Raw genomic sequence first — 16,130 nt, 5'->3', positions numbered from 1 at the left:
TCATGCGATGAAGCTCTACAACCTCTTCCCCCGGCTCTGTGGCCCTCTCGATGAATGGACGCCCCATCTCGAGCGTGCCGCCGACCTCGGCTTCGACTGGGTGTTCGTCAACCCCATCCAGAAACGCGGCCGCTCCGACAGTCTCTACTCGATCACCGACTACTTCGCCATCAGCCGCGACTTCCTCCGTCCCGGCTCGCGCACCCCGCACAAGCGTCAGGTCCGCGCCATGATCAGCGAGGCCGAGCACCTCGGCATGCGGGTGATGATCGATCTGGTGATCAACCACTGCGCGATCGACTCCAGACTGGTGCGCAATCACCCGGAGTGGTTCGTGCGCGAGGGACAGCGAGTGGCCAACGCCGCCTGCATCGAGGCCGACGGCACCCGGGTGGTGTGGGAAGATCTGGCGCAGTTCGACTGGCACAACACCAGCGATCGCGAGGGGCTGTTCGGCTACTGTCTGGAGGTGGTCGAGCACCTGATCGCGCTCGGCTTTCGCGGCTTCCGCTGCGACGCCGCCTATCAGGTCCCGGCGGCGGTCTGGCACCGACTGATCGAGCACGTCCAGCGCGATCACCCCGAGGTGGTGTTCGTCGCCGAGACCCTCGGCTGCTCGCCCGAGCAGACCCGCGAGACCGCCGCCGCAGGCTTCGACGCCATCTTCAACAGCGGCAAGTGGTGGGACCTCGCCTCGCCCTGGCTGCTCGAGCAGTACGACGCCACCCGCGCCCTGGTGCCCTCGATCGGCTTCCCCGAGAGCCACGACACCGCGCGACTCTATGCCGAGTCCGGCGGCAACCCTCACGCCCTGGAACAGCGCTATCTGTTCGCCGCGCTGTTCTCCGGCGGGGTGCTGATGCCGATCGGCTACGAGTTCGGCTTCGCCCGACGGCTCGACGTGGTCGCCACCCGGCCGACGCACTGGGAGACGCCCAACCTCGATCTCGGTGACTTCATCCGCCACGTCAACGCGATCAAGGACGCCCACCCGGTGTTCCAGGGCGAGGGGCCGGTGCGCATCATCCCGCTCGACAACCCGGCGGTGCTGTTGCTGCACAAGCGCGCCGAGGACGGCGCCGGCGAGGCGCTGATCGCACTCAACAAGGACATCGAGCAACGCCAGTGGCTGCACGTCGACGACCTCTACCGCCACCTCGAACGCCCGGCGCCGCTGCGCGACTGCTCCTTCCAGTGGGCGATGGACTATCTGCCCACACCCTTCGACTTCGAGCTGGGGCCGGGGATGGCGCGGGTCCTGGTCACCGGAGACTGACCCCGTCCTCGACGTCGGGAAAGCGCCAGGTCGCCGGCCCGGTACGTTCGAGCGCGCGCAACGGGTCGTCCGGCCCCCGGCCATAGCGCAGCAGGGCGACCAGATCGGCGCTCACCCGCGGATTGGTGGTGAAGTAGCCGTGTCCGAAGAAGTCGGTGCGCCGCCCCTCGTAACTGACCAGATCGATCCGACCGAGGGTCGCAAGATAACGCTGCGCGCCCGGGCGGATGTCCTCGAGGGCGATCTGTCCCACCCGGTCGCGACTGCGGAACAGGATGCGCGAGATCAGCAGGGCGCGATCGCGCGGCGAGGCATAGACGGTCAAGCGCCCGGAGAGCAGTCGGGGCAGCGGCCGGGCGGCACGCGCGCCGAGCAGGTCGGGATCGGAGACGAAGCCGGTGATCTTCTGCGCGGCCAGATCGATATCGATGTCCGGTGACATCAGCACCAGGTTGTCGATGCGATAGCGTGCGCGCGGATCCTGCCCCTGGATCAGCGCCTCGACGACCAGCTCGCGCAACGCATCGACCAGCACCAGGGTGCCGCGACTGTGGGCGAGCAGCTGGATGCGCTCGAGCCCCGGGGTGGCGGCGAGCATGCGCAGCGTCTTCTTGAGGTGCTCGACGGCGTACTCGGCCGACTCGGTGGTGGCGGTGTAGGAGGTCAGCAGATTGCCGCTCGCCGCCGCCGGCCAGGTGAAGATGGCGCAGACCGGCTCGCGGCCGAGAAAGTGACACAGCTCGGCGGCGGTGTAGGCGGCACTGGCGAAGGTCTCGTTGAAGCCGTGGACATAGAGCAGCAGCTCCTTGCGCGGCGTGGCGGCCAGACGCACCCGCAACTGCTGCTGGAGATCGGCGCGGGCGCGGGCGAAGCGACGCAGCCCGGCCGGATCGAGACGGACCCGATCGGCGGCGTCGCGGACGATGGCATAGGGCTCCTCGGGAAAGCGCCCGAGCTCCTCGACCCGCCCCAGCTCCAGGGTCACCGGTCGGGTGCGCCGCGCCAGCAGGCTCTGGCGCAACACCCCATCGCCGTCGAGTCCGGGGCCGATCCGCACCCGCGCGCTGCCATAGACCAGCCCGCGCAACCGTCCCTCGCCATAGGGCACAGCAGCATCGGTATCGCCGCCAGCACGGTCGGTGACATAGAGCAGCTCGAGATCATGGGGGTCGCGCGGCGCGCGGGTGAACAGCACCTGCTGCATTGACGGCTGCCCTGGCGACTGCCCTGGCGACTGATAGAGCAGCGGAGTCGGCATCAACTCGCGCGCCTTGCCGGCGCAGCCGCCGGTCAGCGCCCCGACCAACAGCACCCCGACCATCGTCCGCACCATCCACATGGCTCGTCTCCGTGCTCATCGCGTCACCTCGGCCCGGCTTCGAGCATAGACCAGAACCGTGCCGCGCCCCGCCGCCAGCGCCGCCTCATGCCGCGCACACGGTTTTATCGACGCGAACAATGGGGTAGATTTCGCTACAGCAGTCATCCACGAAACGAGGACCGGGCGATGGAAGAGGCGGCGCAGCAGATCGAGCTGAAGACGGCGCGGCACGTGATCGCACAGCTGCGTCTCCAGCCCACCGCCGACTGCGTGCTCGGCAGCGCGCCGGAGTGCGATGTCGAGATCCAGGGCGCCGAGGTCCGCCCCCGTCACGCCCGCCTGTTCATGCAGCGCGGCGCGCTCTTCGCCGAGCCGATCGATGGGGCACCGCTGATGGTCAATGGCCGCCCCGTGCAGGGCGCCGTCGGGGTCGGTCAGGGCGACTGGATCGCGCTCGCCGGGGTACTGGTCCAGCTCTCGACCGACACGGTCGCGCCACTGGCGCCGGCGCCCGAGAGCGCCGAGCGCATCGAGATCCTGGTCGGACGCCAGAGCGACTGCGGGCTGGTGATCGACTCGCCCCAGATCTCACGTCATCACGCCCGGGTGTCGATCATCGACGACCAGGTCTGGCTCGAGGACCTGCGCAGCACCAACGGCACCTCGGTCAACGGCGCACCGATCCGCACCCCGGTCACCCTCACCCCCGGCGACCGCGTCGCCTTCGCCAGCTTCGTGTTCGTGTTCACCGGCGCCGCGCTCGAGCCGGCCGAGATCGGCAACATGGTGCGGGTCGAGGTCAACGCCCTCACCAAGGAGGTCAAGGACCGCACCACCGGCGCCCCGCGGCGCCTGCTCGACGAGATCGACCTGGTGATCGACCCCGGCGAGTTCGTGGTCATCTTCGGCACCAGCGGCTCGGGCAAGTCGACCCTGCTCGACGCCCTCAACGGTCGCCGTCCGGCCACCTCCGGACAGGTCGCCTACAACGGCGTCGACCTCTACGGCGCCTTCGACCAGTTCCGCTCCGGTATCGGCTATGTCCCCCAGCAGGACATCGTCCATCGCAAGATCCGGGTGATCAGCGCGCTCGGCTACACCGCGCGGCTGCGACTGCCGCCGGACACCTCGCGCGAGGAGATCGCCACGCTCAGCGAGCGGGTGCTCGAGCGCGTCGATCTCAGCGAGAAGGCCCAGCTCGCCGTCGACACCCCGGAGCCGCTCAGCGGCGGCCAGCTCAAGCGCGTCAGTCTCGCTGTCGAACTGGTGGCCAACCCCAACATCCTCTTTCTCGACGAGGCCACCAGCGGACTCGACGCCGGCACCGACAAGAAGATGATGCGACTGTTCGCGCGACTCGCCGCCGACGGCAAGACGGTGGTCTGCGTCACCCACTCGCTCGAGAACATCGACTGCTGCAATCTCGTCGCCCTGCTCCATCGCGGCTGTCTGGTCTATTACGGCCCGCCCGGCGAGGCGGCCGCCTACTTCGGCGTCGAGCGTCTCTCCGACGTCTACGAACTGCTCGAACAGGGCGAGGCCGAGCAGTGGCGCGCGCGCTATCGCGCCTCACCGCTCTACCAGACCTATATCACCGCGCGCCGCGCCGCCACCCCAGCCCCGATCGAGGCCCCGCAGCAGGCCAAGGGCGCGCGCGCCAAGCGCCCCGGCACCTCGCTGCGCGCCGGGCTGCGCCAGATGCTCACCCTCACCACTCGTTATGCCGACCTGCTGCTCTCCGACCGGATCAATCTGCTGGTGCTGCTGCTGCAGGCGCCCCTGATCGCGCTGGTGGTGGGGGCGGTGTTCGACATCGGCGGCACCCTGCCCGAGCGCGCCGCCGCCGAGGGGCAGGTGACCTTCGTGCTGGTGCTCTCGGCGATCTGGTTCGGCTGTATCAACTCGGCGCGCGAGATCGTCAAGGAGCTGCCGGTCTATCTGCGCGAGCGCTCGGTGACGGTGCGCATCCCCGCCTACCTGACCAGCAAGCTGGTGCCGCTGGCGCTGCTCTGTCTGCTCCAGTGCGCCAGCTTCCTCGCCATCGTCACCCTGATGCTCGGCTTCGAGGGGCCCTTCCTCGAGCGTCTCGCCACCCTCTTCCTCGCCGGACTCGCGGCCACCTGCATGGGGCTGGCGGTGAGCGCCCTGGTCAACTCCAACGACAAGGCGATCGCCGCACTGCCGCTGCTGCTGATCCCGCAGTTCATCCTCTCCAACTCGGTGGTCGCGCTCTCCGGGGTGACCGAGCAGGTCGCCCGCTTCTCGGTGATCGCCTACTGGGGGCTGGACGCGATGCGCGCGACCCTCGACGAGACGCTGCGCACCCCGCTGCCGGGCAGCGAGAGGGCGTTGATCGAGGTGCAGGCGAGCTGGGACGACTCGATGCTCGCGCTCGGCGGCCTGGCGCTCGGCTTCCTCGTGCTCACCACCCTGTCTCTCAAGCTCAAGGACCGGCGACTGTGAGGCTTGGCGAACACGGATCCTGGGGTTAGAGTGAGGCACTGAACACGCAACGCATAACCCCGCACGCCCCCAGCAACGAGCGAGACGCGCCGTGGAAGACCAAGAGCTGAAGACCTGCCCCAAGTGCGGCGCCCAGAACCTGACCGCCGAGCTGCCGGGACGCGACTACCGCTGCGGCGACTGCGGACTCGAACTGGCCCACCTCGATACCACGGCGCAGGGGGTGATCCGCGGCGTCATCCGCTGGTTGCGCGAGCCCGGCGAGATCATCAACGAGCGCTACCGGGTCAACTCGGTGCTCGGCAAGGGCGGCTTCGGCGTCACCTACCTGGTCGACGACCTGCGCCTGCACGGCAAGCACCGAGCGTTGAAGGAGATCCCCGAGATCCTCTTCGACGAACACGAGACGCGCCTGCTCGGACGTCTCAGCCACCCCGCCGTTCCCGACATCACCGACCGCTTCACCGACAGCGAGATGGTCTGTCTGGTACTGGAGTTCGGCGGCGATCGCACCCTGCGCGGCGAGCAGGAGCAGCGCGGCGGGCGCATCCCGCTGTTCGTGCTGCTGCCCTGGATCAACCAGCTGTGCGCCGCGATCGGCTATCTGCACGACCAGGACCCGCCGGTGGTGCATCGCGACCTCAAGCCCGACAACATCCTGCTCGACGACAGCGGGCGGATCATGCTGATCGACTTCGGCATCGCCAAGGAGGCGGCGCCGGACACCGCCACCCGTACCCTCGGGCGCGCCGCCAGCCAGGGCTTCAGCCCCCCCGAACAGGTGCTCGGCACCGGCACCGATCAGCGCTCGGACGTCTATGCGCTCGGCGCCATCGTCTACAACCTGCTCAGCGGCAAGATGCCGGCGGCGGCCTACGAGCGGGTCACCGGCGCGACCCTGGTGCCGCTGTCGCAATTCCTCCCGGAGATCCCGCCGGCGGTCGACGCCGCCGTGCTCCAGGCGCTGGAGCTCAACATCAACCAGCGCCAGCAGTCGATCGCCGAGTTCGCCGAGGTCTTCGAGCGACTGGCCGGCGGCAACGGCACCAGTTCGCCGACCGTGGCCGCCACCACCGTGCTCCCGCAATCACCCGGCGGCTTCAACCCGACCGCGGCCACGCAGACCGGTGCGCAGATCCACTCCTTACCGCTGCCGACCCATGCCACCGCCGCAACCGGCCAGGTCGGCGCCACAGCCGCGCCCCCCCCGACCAAGCAGCCGGGCCGCAGATCACCGCTGGCCCTGGTGGTCGGTCTGCTGCTGCTGGCCGGCGCTGGGGCCGGGACCTGGCTGGTGCTGGACGGGTTGCCCGGCCACGAGGACGAGGCCGCCCCGGACACCGCACAACAGGACGCCACGTCAACCAAGACAGAGGCTCAATCCGAGCCCGCCACCTCCCCGACGAGCGAGGGGTCCGCGGCAACGGCCGCTGCTGCGGCCGCAGCAGCGGCCGGCGCGGGTGCCGCGCTGGTCGCGCCCCGCAGCGAGCGCCCCACACCACCGCCACAGACCGCCAGCATCCCCAGCGGCCCGCTGCCGAGCATCTTCTCCGATCAGCAGCCCGACGCCCCGAGCACCTCGACCCGCCGCCCCGGATCGCTGCAGGACCTCTTCGAGCAGCAGCGCGCGCCCAACCTCTCGCAGCCGGTGGTCTCGACCCCCAAGCCCGAGACCAAGGCGGCAGAGGAGCCGGCACCAGCCGTCGAGCCCAAGCCGCAACCCAGGCGCGAACCGGTGGTGGTCGCCAAGCCACCACCCGAACCGCCCAAGGCGCGGCCCCGGCCCGCGCCCAAGCCCGCGCCCAAGCCAGCCCCATCGAGTGGCGGTAGCTCGGGGTGGGGATTCAAGTACAAGGGGGCGGAGCGCAGCTACTGACCTCGCCCGCCCCGGACAGGGATCGTTCGTCGCCCGCGTCGAGGGACCGGGCGGCGGCACGAGTGACGCCACGCCCGGCGTGGCGTTCGGCCCATCGTGTGATACATCGAGGAATCGCCCATGCAATCAGCTCGTCCCCGAACCACCCGCCGTCCGTGGCTGCGCCACGCGCTCCTGGCCCTCACCACCCTGATCCTCGCCCTGACCGGCAGCGGCGCCGCGCTGGCCCAGAGCGGCTACGGCTTCGCCGCACCCGGCGGTTACGGCCTCAAGATCTACCGCACCGACTATACGCTCTACCCCTTCGTCCAGGTCTATCTGCGCACCTTCGACTCGGACATGCAGCCGCTGATCAACCTCAACGAGCTCAACATCGGGCTGATGGTCAAGGGCCGTCCCTACAACCCGATGAAGCGTCAGTACGGCATCCAGTCGATCCGTCAGCGCGAGGAGGCCACCCGCAGCGTGCTGGTCATCGACGCGAGCAAGACCATGTCCGGCGCACCCTTCGAGGAGACCCTGCGCGCCGCCATCGGCTATATCGAGAGCAAGCGTCCGCAGGACGAGATCGCGGTGCTGGCGGTACGCGACACCAAGCAGGGCTACGAGCTGGTCTCGCAGTTCGAGCGTGACGAGCGGGTGCTCGCCCGGCGCATCGCCGACATCCAGCCCGACGGCATGAAGACCCGGCTCTACGACACCATCGGTGCCGGCATGCAGATGTGCGCGATGAGCGCCCAGGGCTCGGTGGCCGGCGGCAACTACGTGGTCTCCTGCTCGCTGGTGGTGTTCTCCGACGGCAAGGACGAGGGCAGCTCGATCACCCGCAACGAGCTGATGACCCGTATCTCCAACCTCAGCGTGCCGATCCCGATCTACTCGCTCGCCTATTCACGCATCGACCCGAGCCACTTCCAGAACCTCGAGGCGCTGTCGAAGAACTCCTTCGGCGTCTACTACCTGGTCGGCGAGACCACCGCACGCATGCAGCGCATCGTCGAGGAGATCCAGAACATCCTCCAGAGCGACTACGTGGTCACCTTCCGCTCCTACATCCCGGTCGACGGCGAGAGCCACAGCCTCAAGCTCGGCGTCGAGTACCCGAGCGGCAGCGGCAAGTACGTCTATGACGACACCAGCTTCGAGGCGATCCAGCCGCCGCCGATCCCGGCGATCCGCTCGGCCATCACCAAGTTCGAGCAGGCCATCCCCAAGCTCCCGGCGGGTCAGACCCCCTATTGGGATGATCCCGCAGCGGCCCCCGAAGCGGCCCCGACCATGCCCCAGTGAGGCACGCCGGTCCGGGCCGCTCGGCCCGGACGGCCCTCGACACCGAATCGACAGCATCGCGAGGAAGCAGATGATGAAAACACCATATCGTAAGGGTCTGACCGCGGCGGCGCTCGCCGCCACGGTGGCGGTCAGCGGTTGCCAGACCACCGGCGATACCCAGGATCAGGCCGCCGGCGCCGGCATCGGCGCGCTGGTCGGCGCCGGCATCGGCGCGCTGGTCACCGGCGATGCGCGCGGCGCGGCGGCGGGCGCGGCCATCGGTGGCGCGCTCGGCTGGAGCGTGGTCGCACTCAATCAGTACCAGTCGCGTCAGGTGCGCTCGAGCGCCGCCGACAGCCGGGTCTACGGTCTGAGCAAACCGGTCGAGCGCACCCAGGTCAAGATCCGCCGCGGCTCCAACTCGCCGCGTACGGTCGGCCGCGGCCAGTCGGTCGATCTGGTCACCGACTACTCGGTGATGCTGCCCCCGAGCGTCTCGCGCACCTCGGTCACCGAGAGTTGGACGCTGAAGAAGGATGGCCGCTCGGTAGCACGCCTGCCGGCCAAGACCAGCACCCGCTCCGCCGGTGGCTGGGCCGCCCAGGCCGAGATCACCATCCCCAGCGACGTGCCACCGGGGACCTATGTGATCGAGCACCGCGTCAAGGCCGGGTCGAGCTACGACACCGACGAGTCGACCTTCGTGGTGCGCGGCTGAGCGCGGCACCGACCGGACGATGCCGCTCCACTGGCTGCTCGGACTGGCGCTGTTCGGTGGGCTGTTCGGCGGCGGCGCGGACCAGGGCTGCGCCACCGCCGAGCGGACCATGCAGCGCATCGAGCGCGACTGGCCGCTGCGCGCCTCGGGCGACCCGCTGCGCCGTCACGTCCAGGCCCTCGGCGCCCGACTCGGCGCGATCGCCGGGCTCGACACCGAGGTGCGAATCCACCTGGTACGCAACCTCGAGCCGCTCGCCTTCGCCCTCGGCGGCGGCCAGTTCCTGGTCAGCGACGGTCTGATCGCACTGGTCGGCGACGAGGCCCAGCTCGCCGCGGTACTCGCCCACGAGATCTCCCACCAGCGGCTCGGTCACTTCTGCTCCGCCCCCGACTCGGCCGATCAGCGCATCGATCTCGGCGCCGTCGTCCAGCACTTCGACCTGCAGCGCGAGATCGCCGCCGACCGGGCCGCCGAGGCACTGCTCGCGCGCGCCGGGCTCGACCCCGGCGCCATGGCCGGGGTGCTCGTCTGTCTGCAACAGGGTCACGGCGCCAGCGCCCAGCTCAGCGCACGAATCGGCGCGCTCGCCCCGGCGCCACCGCCCCACCCCGAGCACGACTCGCCCGCCTTCACCAGAGTGCGCGCGCAACTCGTCGACGAACTCGACGGGCTCTGGTCGGAGAGCGGCGGCTGTCGTCCACGCTGAGCGCCGCATCACCGCTCAGCGCAACAGATCCTCGCGTCGGCGCTCGAACTCATCGTGCTCGATCTCGCCGCGCGCATAGCGCGACTCGAGGATGCGCAGCGCCTCCTCGCTGGCACATCCCTCGCGGCCGCGCCCATCGCGCCGCCCGGCACGCAGTGCCCAGACCACGCCCAGGATCACCAGGACCCAGAAGATCCAACCCAACCCACCGGGTATCCAGCCATGATGCATCGTTCGTTGCTCCAGAAGTCAGAGTTTCAGGGATTTGAGCCGCAGCGCGTTGGCGATCAGATCAAAAACTGAGGCCCACCGCGGCGGCGGCGACGATCGGCGAGCGCAGCAGGCCAAGGGCCGGATACAACACCCCAGCCGCAACCGCGACACCGAGCGCGTTGTAGACGAAGGCGAGGATCCGGATCGGCGCGGAAAGGCGCTGCAGAATCGATGGACAATGCCGCGATGACGGTGGACACGGGTCGGGTCGTGGGCAACGCTCATGCCACAGCACAGACCCGTCGCGGCATCGCTGGCAGACCGCATGACCGACCTCGGTGCTGGCCGCATGGAACGGGCGCGCCCGTGGGCGCGCCGGCCTGGGCTCAGTCGCCCTTACGCTGTGCTTCGACCAGCGCCTCGAGCAGACGTTCGATATTGGCCATGTGACGCTCCATGCGCTCCATGTGCGCCTGCTGCATCTCCCAGCGCGAGCGCATCATCGGCGGCGGCATGCCGGGGCCCATGCCCATCGCACCCGGGGACATGCCCGCGGGCGGCATCGGCCCCGGGCCTCCCATCGGCATCGGTGTGATCGCCGGGACCGCCTCTCCCTCCTCGGCCGGCACCGGCATGGCGAACAGCAGCGCGAGAAGCGCGGCGCCGAGGATGCGCACGGCAGACACATGCGTTGCAGACATCATCTCTGACCTCCCTTGATCGGCTGGTTGCAAACCTGCAGACGAGACATGTCCTCGTCAGGGTGAGTCGGAATCTCCCGACTCACCCGCGACACTGGGCGCAGAGGGCAAGGATTCAACCAGGCGGAAGGATCAGGCGGGGAGGTGATGCTGCAACCAGAAACGATGCAGGGCCGCGACATTCTGGGCGCAGAGCAGCGGCATCGCCGCCTCGAGCTGCTCGGGTTCCCAGTCCCACCAGGCAATCTCGAGCAGCCGCTCGATCTCCTCGGCGGTGAAGCGGACCCGGATCGGACGCGCCGGATTGCCGGCGACGACGGTATAGGGCGGCACATCGCGGCTGACCAGGGCGCGGCTGGCGACGATGGCTCCGTCGCCGACCCGCACGCCGGGCATCAGCATCGCCTCGCTGCCGATCCAGACATCGTTGCCGATGACGGTGTCACCGGCCGGGACATAGCCATCGAGGGCGCCGGCGAAGGGGGTGTCGTCGCGATAGAAGAAGGGATGGGTGCTGATCCAGTCGCTGCGATGGCCCTGGTTGCCGGCCATCATGAACACCGCACCACTGCCGATCGAGCAGAAGCGCCCGATGATCAGGCGGTCGACATCGTCGCGATCGGGATCGAGATAGCGCACACACTCATCGAAGGAGTGATGGTGATAGTAGCCCGAGTAGTAGCTGTATTCGCCGACCTCGATATTGGGGTTGCTGACCTGCTCGCGCAGTGACTTGCCGGCGAAGGGGCTCTCGAAATGGTTGCGCATCCTGACGCTCCGATCCATGACGCACGCGACACGAGGTGCGTCGACTCGCTGAAACCTCCGAGTGTAACCGCCCGTCGCGCCGCGCTGCTATCATCGACGCCCAGGTCCAGCCGCAGCCAGAGCGCGTCATGATCCCCCGCCCCTTCGAATACCGCTTCACCGTCCAGCTACACGACACCGATGCCGCCGGACGCCTGTTCTTCGCCCATCTGTTTCGTCATGCACACGACGCCTACGAGGCGCTGATGCGCGAGATCGGCCAGCCGCTACCGCCGATGATCGCCGCGCAGACGCTGCTGCTGCCACTCACCCACGCCGAGGCCGACTATCTGCAACCGATGCAGCACGGCGAGCGGATCTGCGTCGAGGTCGAGGTGCTGGAGCTGCGCCAGCGCGCCTTCAGCCTCGGCTACCGGTTCCTCGACGCCGCCGGCCGCCTCGCCGCGCGGGCGCGCACGGTCCACGTACAGATCGCCCTGGAGCCGGGGAGCGCGCGCAGCCTCGCCCCCGAACTGCGCGCGGCCCTCGAACCCCACCTCGCCGCCGCGCCGACCGAGTGAGGACCCGCGACGCCAGCGGCCAGCGGCCAGCGGCCAGCGGCCAGCGGCCAGCGGCCAGCGGCCAGCGGCCAGCGGCCAGCGGCCAGCGAGATTGAACTGCAAAGACGCCGAAGAGTCACCAGCCCCCGGCCATCAGCCCCCAGCAAGGAAGGATCGGTGGCTTGCCTTCAACCGCCGTGATCGACCGAAACCTCCACTGGCGGCAGGAAGCCGAAGGCTGGTGGCTGGTGGCTGGTGGCTGAAAGCTGACGGCTGACCTCAGCGCCCCGGCAACGGGCATTTGTGCCCATCCTCGTCGACCCGCACGAAGGTGATGCAGGTCGAGAAGATCTCCTGTTCGGCGCCGGTCTCGAGGTCGTCGGCGAAGACACTCACCGCATAGGTCAGCGAGCTGGTGCCACGGCACGACTCGACGGCCTCGAAGCGCAGCACCGCCCCTTCGCGCACGCTGTGATGGAACTCGACCCGATCCATCCCGACGGTGACCAGGCGACAACCGGGATTGTCGCGACTGGCGGCGATCCAGCCGATCTCATCGACCCACTGCAGCAAGAAACCACCGAACAGATAACCATAGTGGTTGAGATGTCCGGGTCTGACGACCTTGTAGTTTTCCATAAGTGTCCCTCGATGCAACAAAACCTTCAAAAAACCGCGTTTAACTGCGCTGGATCTATATAAAGCCCCGCACGACTTGGGTATTTTTCGCCCCCGCATTCGCTAACGACCTGATCGAGGGGGAAACATGCCCGACACCGCGGCCCTGGGCTGGATCGACATCGTCGTCATTCTGACCTATCTGTTGACGACCGCCTATCTCGGCTGGCTCGGTTATCGCGGCACTCGCTCGGCGGCCGATTTCCTCGTCGGCGGGCGTGGCACCCATCCGGTGGTGATGGCCATTTCCTATGGCGCCACCTTCATCTCCACCGCCGCCATCGTCGGTTTCGGCGGAGTGGCCGGGTTGTTCGGCATGAGCCTGTTGTGGCTGGTGTTCACCAACATCGCCGTCGGCATCCTGCTCGCCTTCGCGCTGCTCGGCGAGCCGACCCGTCGACTCGGCCATCAGCTCGGCGCCCACACCTTCCCCGAGCTGCTCGGCAAGCGTTACCAGAGCCGCGCCATCCAGCTCTTCTCCGGCGGGCTGATCTTCCTCTTCATGCCGCTCTACGCCGCCGCGGTGATGACCGGCGGCAGCGTCTTCGCCGCCACCCAATTCGGTATCGACTTCGAGGTCGCGCTGCTGGTCTTCGCGCTGATCACCGCCGCCTATGTCATCCCCGGCGGGCTCAAGGCGGTGATGTACACCGACACCCTGCAGGGGCTGGTGATGATGGGGGCGATGCTGTTCCTGCTGGTGTTCACCTATTCCTCCCTCGGCGGCATCGGCGAGGCCCACCAGGCGCTCACCGACATGGCCGACCTGGTGCCGGCGCCCCTGCAGGAGATCGGCCACCGCGGTTGGACGGCGATGCCCGAGTTCGGCTGGGGTTCGCACCAATATGACCTGTGGTGGATCGTGGTCAGCGGCATCATCCTCGGGGTCAGCATCGGCGTGCTCGCCCAACCGCAGCTGGCGGTGCGCTTCATGACCGTGCGCAGCCGCCGCGAGCTCGATCGCGCGGTCCCGATCGGCGCGGTGTTCATCCTGCTGATGGTCGGCACCCCCTATCTGGTCGGCAGCCTGTCGAACGTCTGGTTCGCCAAGAACGGCCCCGAGATCCACGGCCAGCTGGTCGAGACGCTCGACGGCGAGCACGACCACGCCCTGGTCCAGCCGATGGTGCAGGACGCCACCGGCCACTGGTCGGTCGACCCGGCGCGCGGCCCGGTGCCGCTGATCGTCGCCAGCCGCGATCCCGCACGCGATGCCAGCGGCGCCACCTTCACCCTGCTCGGCGGGCGCTCCACCGCGATCACCGCCGTCGGCGGCGATGCCGACCGCATCATCCCGGCCTATATCGGCGCGGCGCTGCCGCGCTGGTTCGGCGTGGTCTTCCTGCTCGCGCTGCTGGCCGCGGCGATGAGCACCATGTCGAGCCAGTTCCACACCATCGGCACCGCCGCCGGGCGCGACCTCTACGAGCGCATCAGCCGCGGCCGCCAGCGCGAACCGAGCCTCATGGTGATGCGTCTGGCGGTGATGCTGGGACTGCTGATCGCCGTCACCATCAGCTACGCGGTGCGTCAGGAGTACGTGGTCGCGCGCTTCACCGCGATCTTCTTCGGGCTGTGCGCGGCGAGCTTCCTGCCGGCCTATTTCGGCGCGCTGTTCTCGCGCCGGGTCACCCGCGCCGGGGCGCTCGCCTCGATGCTGGTGGGGATGGGCGTGTCGCTGTTCTGGCTGGTGCTGATCAAGTCCAAGGAGGCCGCCGCCATCGGTCTGGTACAGCACCTCACCGGCGGCGAGACCAGCCTGCTGGCCGATCACCCCAACTGGCCGATGGTCGACCCGGTGCTGATCGCACTGCCGGCGGCCACCCTGACGCTGATCTTGGTGAGCGCGATCACCCGCCCGCCCGAGCCCGAACACCTGGCCCGCTGCTTCCCGGAGCGCGCCGCCCGAGACTGAAACACCGGTCGCCATCACCAGCCGGCGCCCCGGACGACGCAACGACGCCCGGCCCGACCGGGCCCCAGCAGGAGAAGACGCATGCTCGGCATCGAAGACCCCTGGGTATGGCTCGCCTATCTCGGCAGCATCCTGGTGACCCTGATCTGTCTGCTCTATGGATGGATCCGACGCAACACCGCGGACGACGAACCCAGCGCCGCGGACCGACTCTGGGCACTCGAAGAACAGCAGGTGGAAGATGCGCTGCGCTAGGCTCACCCGTCCCCTCATCGCGCTCTCGGCGCTGCTGCTCGCGGCCCCGACCCAGGCCGCCGACGACGCCTTCGACTGGGGCGCCGACCTCAGACTGCGCCATGTCTCCATCGGCAACGTCGGCTTCAACAGCGACAGCCCCACCGCCGAACGCAACTTCCAGCGTTATCGCGCCAGGCTCTGGGGCGGCTATGAGATCGACCCCGGCGTGCGCCTCGACGCCCGGCTGATCTGGGAGGGGCGTCACTATGTGCTGCCGACCCCGGGCGCCTGGCCGTTGCCGGGGTTCGAGCGCAACTACAGCGGCGGGGTGCTCTTCGACCGGCTGGTGTTCACCCTCGAGGAGCCGGGCGGGCTGCCGCTCACCCTCAAGCTCGGTCGTCAGGACCTGATCTTCGGCAACGGCTGGCTGGTGCTCGAGAGCAGCCCCTTCGACGGCTCGCGCTCGATCTATTTCGACGCCGCCCGCGCCACCCTCGACCTCCCCGGCGACACCCAGCTCGACCTGGTCTACATCGACCAGAGCGCCGACACCGGACGCTTCCCGCAGGCGCTCAACGGCGAGCTCGAGGATCAGGTCGAGCAACACGAGAGCGGCGTCATCCTCTATGCCCGCAACCGCGCGCTGATCCCCGGCGCCGATCTCGACGGCTACTTCATCTACAAGCACGCACGCCCCAACGAGACGCCCGGCAACCTGCGCTTCAACAACGGCTATCCCTTCACCTCGCCCACCGAGCACGGCGACGTCTATGCCGCCGGCGCGCGCATCGACACCCCGCTCGCCGAGCGCTGGCGGCTGCGCGCCGAGGGCGTCTATGAATGGGGCACCCGTAACGGGCGCGATCTCGACGCACTCGGCTTCAACAGCCGGCTGACGCTGAACCTCGGCGGCGGGCTCGACAGCAAGCTCCATCTCGACTACGAGTATCTCTCCGGCGACGACCCCGACAGCGCCGGCGACCAGGCCTTCGACCCGCTGTGGGGACGCTGGCCGCAGTGGAGCGAGCTGATGATCTATCAGTGGCCGCTCGAGACCCGGGTGGGCGAGGCGAGCAACCTGCACCGCGCCAACCTCGGCTGGATCGCCCAGCTGCTGCCCTCGACCCGCCTCACCCTCGACTACCACGCCCTCTGGGCCGATCAGCACAGCACCCGCAGCGCCGCGCAGCTGGCCAACATCAGCGGCGCGGGCGACTTCCGCGGTCATCTGTTCACCGCCTGGATCAAGACCCGATTCAATGACCATCTCGCCGGCCACCTGATGGCCGAATACCTGCAACCGGGCGATTACTACGCCGCCCACCGCCGCGACAACGGCTACTTCGTCCGCGCCGAGCTCACCCTGAGCTGGTAGGGGCCGCGGTCCCCTTGGTTGCTGCGACGCAACAAGGGGACCGATAATGCAACCAGAATCCTTCTGCAC

General features: G+C 68.8%; 15 protein-coding genes. 10 read left to right on the top strand and 5 right to left on the bottom strand.

Annotated elements, in window-relative coordinates; genetic code table 11:
- Window positions 1–7 precede the first annotated feature (7 nt).
- Window positions 8–1,276: an alpha-amylase family glycosyl hydrolase gene (locus EDC29_RS03970; RefSeq protein ID WP_123143435.1), complete on the top strand. Its 1,269-nt coding sequence runs from the start codon at window positions 8–10 to the stop codon at window positions 1,274–1,276.
- Here the strand turns inward: EDC29_RS03970 and EDC29_RS03965 are convergent.
- Window positions 1,263–2,609 carry an alpha/beta hydrolase gene (locus EDC29_RS03965; RefSeq protein WP_338086181.1) on the bottom strand — a complete coding sequence of 449 codons (1,347 nt, stop codon included), beginning with the start codon at window positions 2,607–2,609 and terminating at the stop codon, window positions 1,263–1,265. The two genes, EDC29_RS03970 and EDC29_RS03965, sit on opposite strands and share 14 nt — an antisense overlap.
- Window positions 2,610–2,783: 174 nt before the next feature.
- On the opposite strand from EDC29_RS03965, the gene EDC29_RS03960 reads away from it, so the two are divergent.
- The 5 genes from EDC29_RS03960 to EDC29_RS03940 all read left to right on the top strand — a co-directional run bounded on the left by EDC29_RS03960 (window position 2,784) and on the right by EDC29_RS03940 (window position 9,635).
- Complete coding sequence (locus EDC29_RS03960; protein WP_132228651.1) at window positions 2,784–5,060, top strand: FHA domain-containing protein; 2,277 nt, start codon at window positions 2,784–2,786, stop codon at window positions 5,058–5,060.
- A gap of 91 nt (window positions 5,061–5,151) precedes the next feature.
- Window positions 5,152–6,936: a serine/threonine protein kinase gene (locus tag EDC29_RS03955; RefSeq protein WP_132228649.1), complete on the top strand. Its 1,785-nt coding sequence runs from the start codon at window positions 5,152–5,154 to the stop codon at window positions 6,934–6,936.
- A gap of 120 nt (window positions 6,937–7,056) precedes the next feature.
- A complete protein-coding gene (locus EDC29_RS03950; protein ID WP_123142050.1) occupies window positions 7,057–8,226 on the top strand; it encodes a vWA domain-containing protein in 1,170 nt (389 codons plus the stop codon).
- A 70-nt stretch (window positions 8,227–8,296) separates the two neighbouring features.
- Window positions 8,297–8,926, top strand: a complete 630-nt coding sequence (locus EDC29_RS03945) for a glycine zipper domain-containing protein (protein WP_123142049.1) — start codon at window positions 8,297–8,299, stop codon at window positions 8,924–8,926.
- Between the two features lie 19 nt (window positions 8,927–8,945).
- Entirely contained in the window at window positions 8,946–9,635 is a 690-nt protein-coding gene (locus tag EDC29_RS03940; RefSeq protein WP_132228647.1) for a M48 family metallopeptidase, read from the top strand.
- Between the two features lie 15 nt (window positions 9,636–9,650).
- Here EDC29_RS03940 and EDC29_RS03935 read toward each other — a convergent pair whose 3' ends face one another.
- The 3 genes from EDC29_RS03935 to catB all read right to left on the bottom strand — a co-directional run bounded on the left by EDC29_RS03935 (window position 9,651) and on the right by catB (window position 11,317).
- Window positions 9,651–9,839 (bottom strand): SHOCT domain-containing protein, encoded by a 189-nt coding sequence (locus EDC29_RS03935; RefSeq protein WP_200189243.1) that lies wholly within the window; start codon window positions 9,837–9,839, stop codon window positions 9,651–9,653.
- A gap of 395 nt (window positions 9,840–10,234) precedes the next feature.
- Window positions 10,235–10,549: a hypothetical protein gene (locus EDC29_RS03930; protein ID WP_165913432.1), complete on the bottom strand. Its 315-nt coding sequence runs from the start codon at window positions 10,547–10,549 to the stop codon at window positions 10,235–10,237.
- Between the two features lie 132 nt (window positions 10,550–10,681).
- Complete coding sequence (gene catB / locus EDC29_RS03925; protein WP_123139950.1) at window positions 10,682–11,317, bottom strand: type B chloramphenicol O-acetyltransferase; 636 nt, start codon at window positions 11,315–11,317, stop codon at window positions 10,682–10,684.
- Window positions 11,318–11,445: 128 nt separating this feature from the next.
- On the opposite strand from catB, the gene EDC29_RS03920 reads away from it, so the two are divergent.
- Entirely contained in the window at window positions 11,446–11,877 is a 432-nt protein-coding gene (locus EDC29_RS03920; RefSeq protein WP_123142046.1) for an acyl-CoA thioesterase, read from the top strand.
- A gap of 258 nt (window positions 11,878–12,135) precedes the next feature.
- Here EDC29_RS03920 and EDC29_RS03915 read toward each other — a convergent pair whose 3' ends face one another.
- Window positions 12,136–12,495 carry an acyl-CoA thioesterase gene (locus EDC29_RS03915; protein WP_123139952.1) on the bottom strand — a complete coding sequence of 120 codons (360 nt, stop codon included), beginning with the start codon at window positions 12,493–12,495 and terminating at the stop codon, window positions 12,136–12,138.
- A 127-nt stretch (window positions 12,496–12,622) separates the two neighbouring features.
- Here EDC29_RS03915 and EDC29_RS03910 point away from each other — a divergent pair, with 127 nt between their 5' ends.
- The 3 genes from EDC29_RS03910 (at window position 12,623) to EDC29_RS03905 (ending at window position 16,061) form a co-directional block, all read left to right on the top strand.
- Entirely contained in the window at window positions 12,623–14,449 is a 1,827-nt protein-coding gene (locus EDC29_RS03910) for a sodium:solute symporter family protein (protein ID WP_132228643.1), read from the top strand.
- Window positions 14,450–14,530: 81 nt separating this feature from the next.
- Window positions 14,531–14,704 carry a symporter small accessory protein gene (locus EDC29_RS17255; RefSeq protein WP_165913431.1) on the top strand — a complete coding sequence of 58 codons (174 nt, stop codon included), beginning with the start codon at window positions 14,531–14,533 and terminating at the stop codon, window positions 14,702–14,704.
- Window positions 14,691–16,061, top strand: coding sequence for an alginate export family protein (locus tag EDC29_RS03905; RefSeq protein WP_132228641.1), 1,371 nt, complete (start codon window positions 14,691–14,693; stop codon window positions 16,059–16,061). Before EDC29_RS17255 ends, EDC29_RS03905 begins: the two co-directional genes overlap by 14 nt.
- Window positions 16,062–16,130: the final 69 nt, after the last annotated feature.

It is taken from the genome of Marichromatium gracile (assembly GCF_004343155.1).
GTDB lineage: Bacteria > Pseudomonadota > Gammaproteobacteria > Chromatiales > Chromatiaceae > Marichromatium > Marichromatium gracile.
Note: the sequence above shows the minus strand (reverse complement) of the source record. Positions and strands in the feature narration are given on the sequence as shown.

Coding starts and splice junctions, on each gene's coding strand:
- EDC29_RS03950 (WP_123142050.1), top strand. CDS start 7,057: ATGCAATCAGCTCGTCCCCGAACCACCCGCCGTCCGTGGCTGCGCCAC.
- EDC29_RS03965 (WP_338086181.1), bottom strand. CDS start 2,609: ATGGTGCGGACGATGGTCGGGGTGCTGTTGGTCGGGGCGCTGACCGGC.
- EDC29_RS03915 (WP_123139952.1), bottom strand. CDS start 12,495: ATGGAAAACTACAAGGTCGTCAGACCCGGACATCTCAACCACTATGGT.
- EDC29_RS03930 (WP_165913432.1), bottom strand. CDS start 10,549: ATGTCTGCAACGCATGTGTCTGCCGTGCGCATCCTCGGCGCCGCGCTT.
- EDC29_RS17255 (WP_165913431.1), top strand. CDS start 14,531: ATGCTCGGCATCGAAGACCCCTGGGTATGGCTCGCCTATCTCGGCAGC.
- EDC29_RS03970 (WP_123143435.1), top strand. CDS start 8: ATGAAGCTCTACAACCTCTTCCCCCGGCTCTGTGGCCCTCTCGATGAA.
- EDC29_RS03960 (WP_132228651.1), top strand. CDS start 2,784: ATGGAAGAGGCGGCGCAGCAGATCGAGCTGAAGACGGCGCGGCACGTG.
- EDC29_RS03940 (WP_132228647.1), top strand. CDS start 8,946: ATGCCGCTCCACTGGCTGCTCGGACTGGCGCTGTTCGGTGGGCTGTTC.
- catB (WP_123139950.1), bottom strand. CDS start 11,317: ATGCGCAACCATTTCGAGAGCCCCTTCGCCGGCAAGTCACTGCGCGAG.
- EDC29_RS03910 (WP_132228643.1), top strand. CDS start 12,623: ATGCCCGACACCGCGGCCCTGGGCTGGATCGACATCGTCGTCATTCTG.
- EDC29_RS03905 (WP_132228641.1), top strand. CDS start 14,691: ATGCGCTGCGCTAGGCTCACCCGTCCCCTCATCGCGCTCTCGGCGCTG.
- EDC29_RS03920 (WP_123142046.1), top strand. CDS start 11,446: ATGATCCCCCGCCCCTTCGAATACCGCTTCACCGTCCAGCTACACGAC.
- EDC29_RS03945 (WP_123142049.1), top strand. CDS start 8,297: ATGATGAAAACACCATATCGTAAGGGTCTGACCGCGGCGGCGCTCGCC.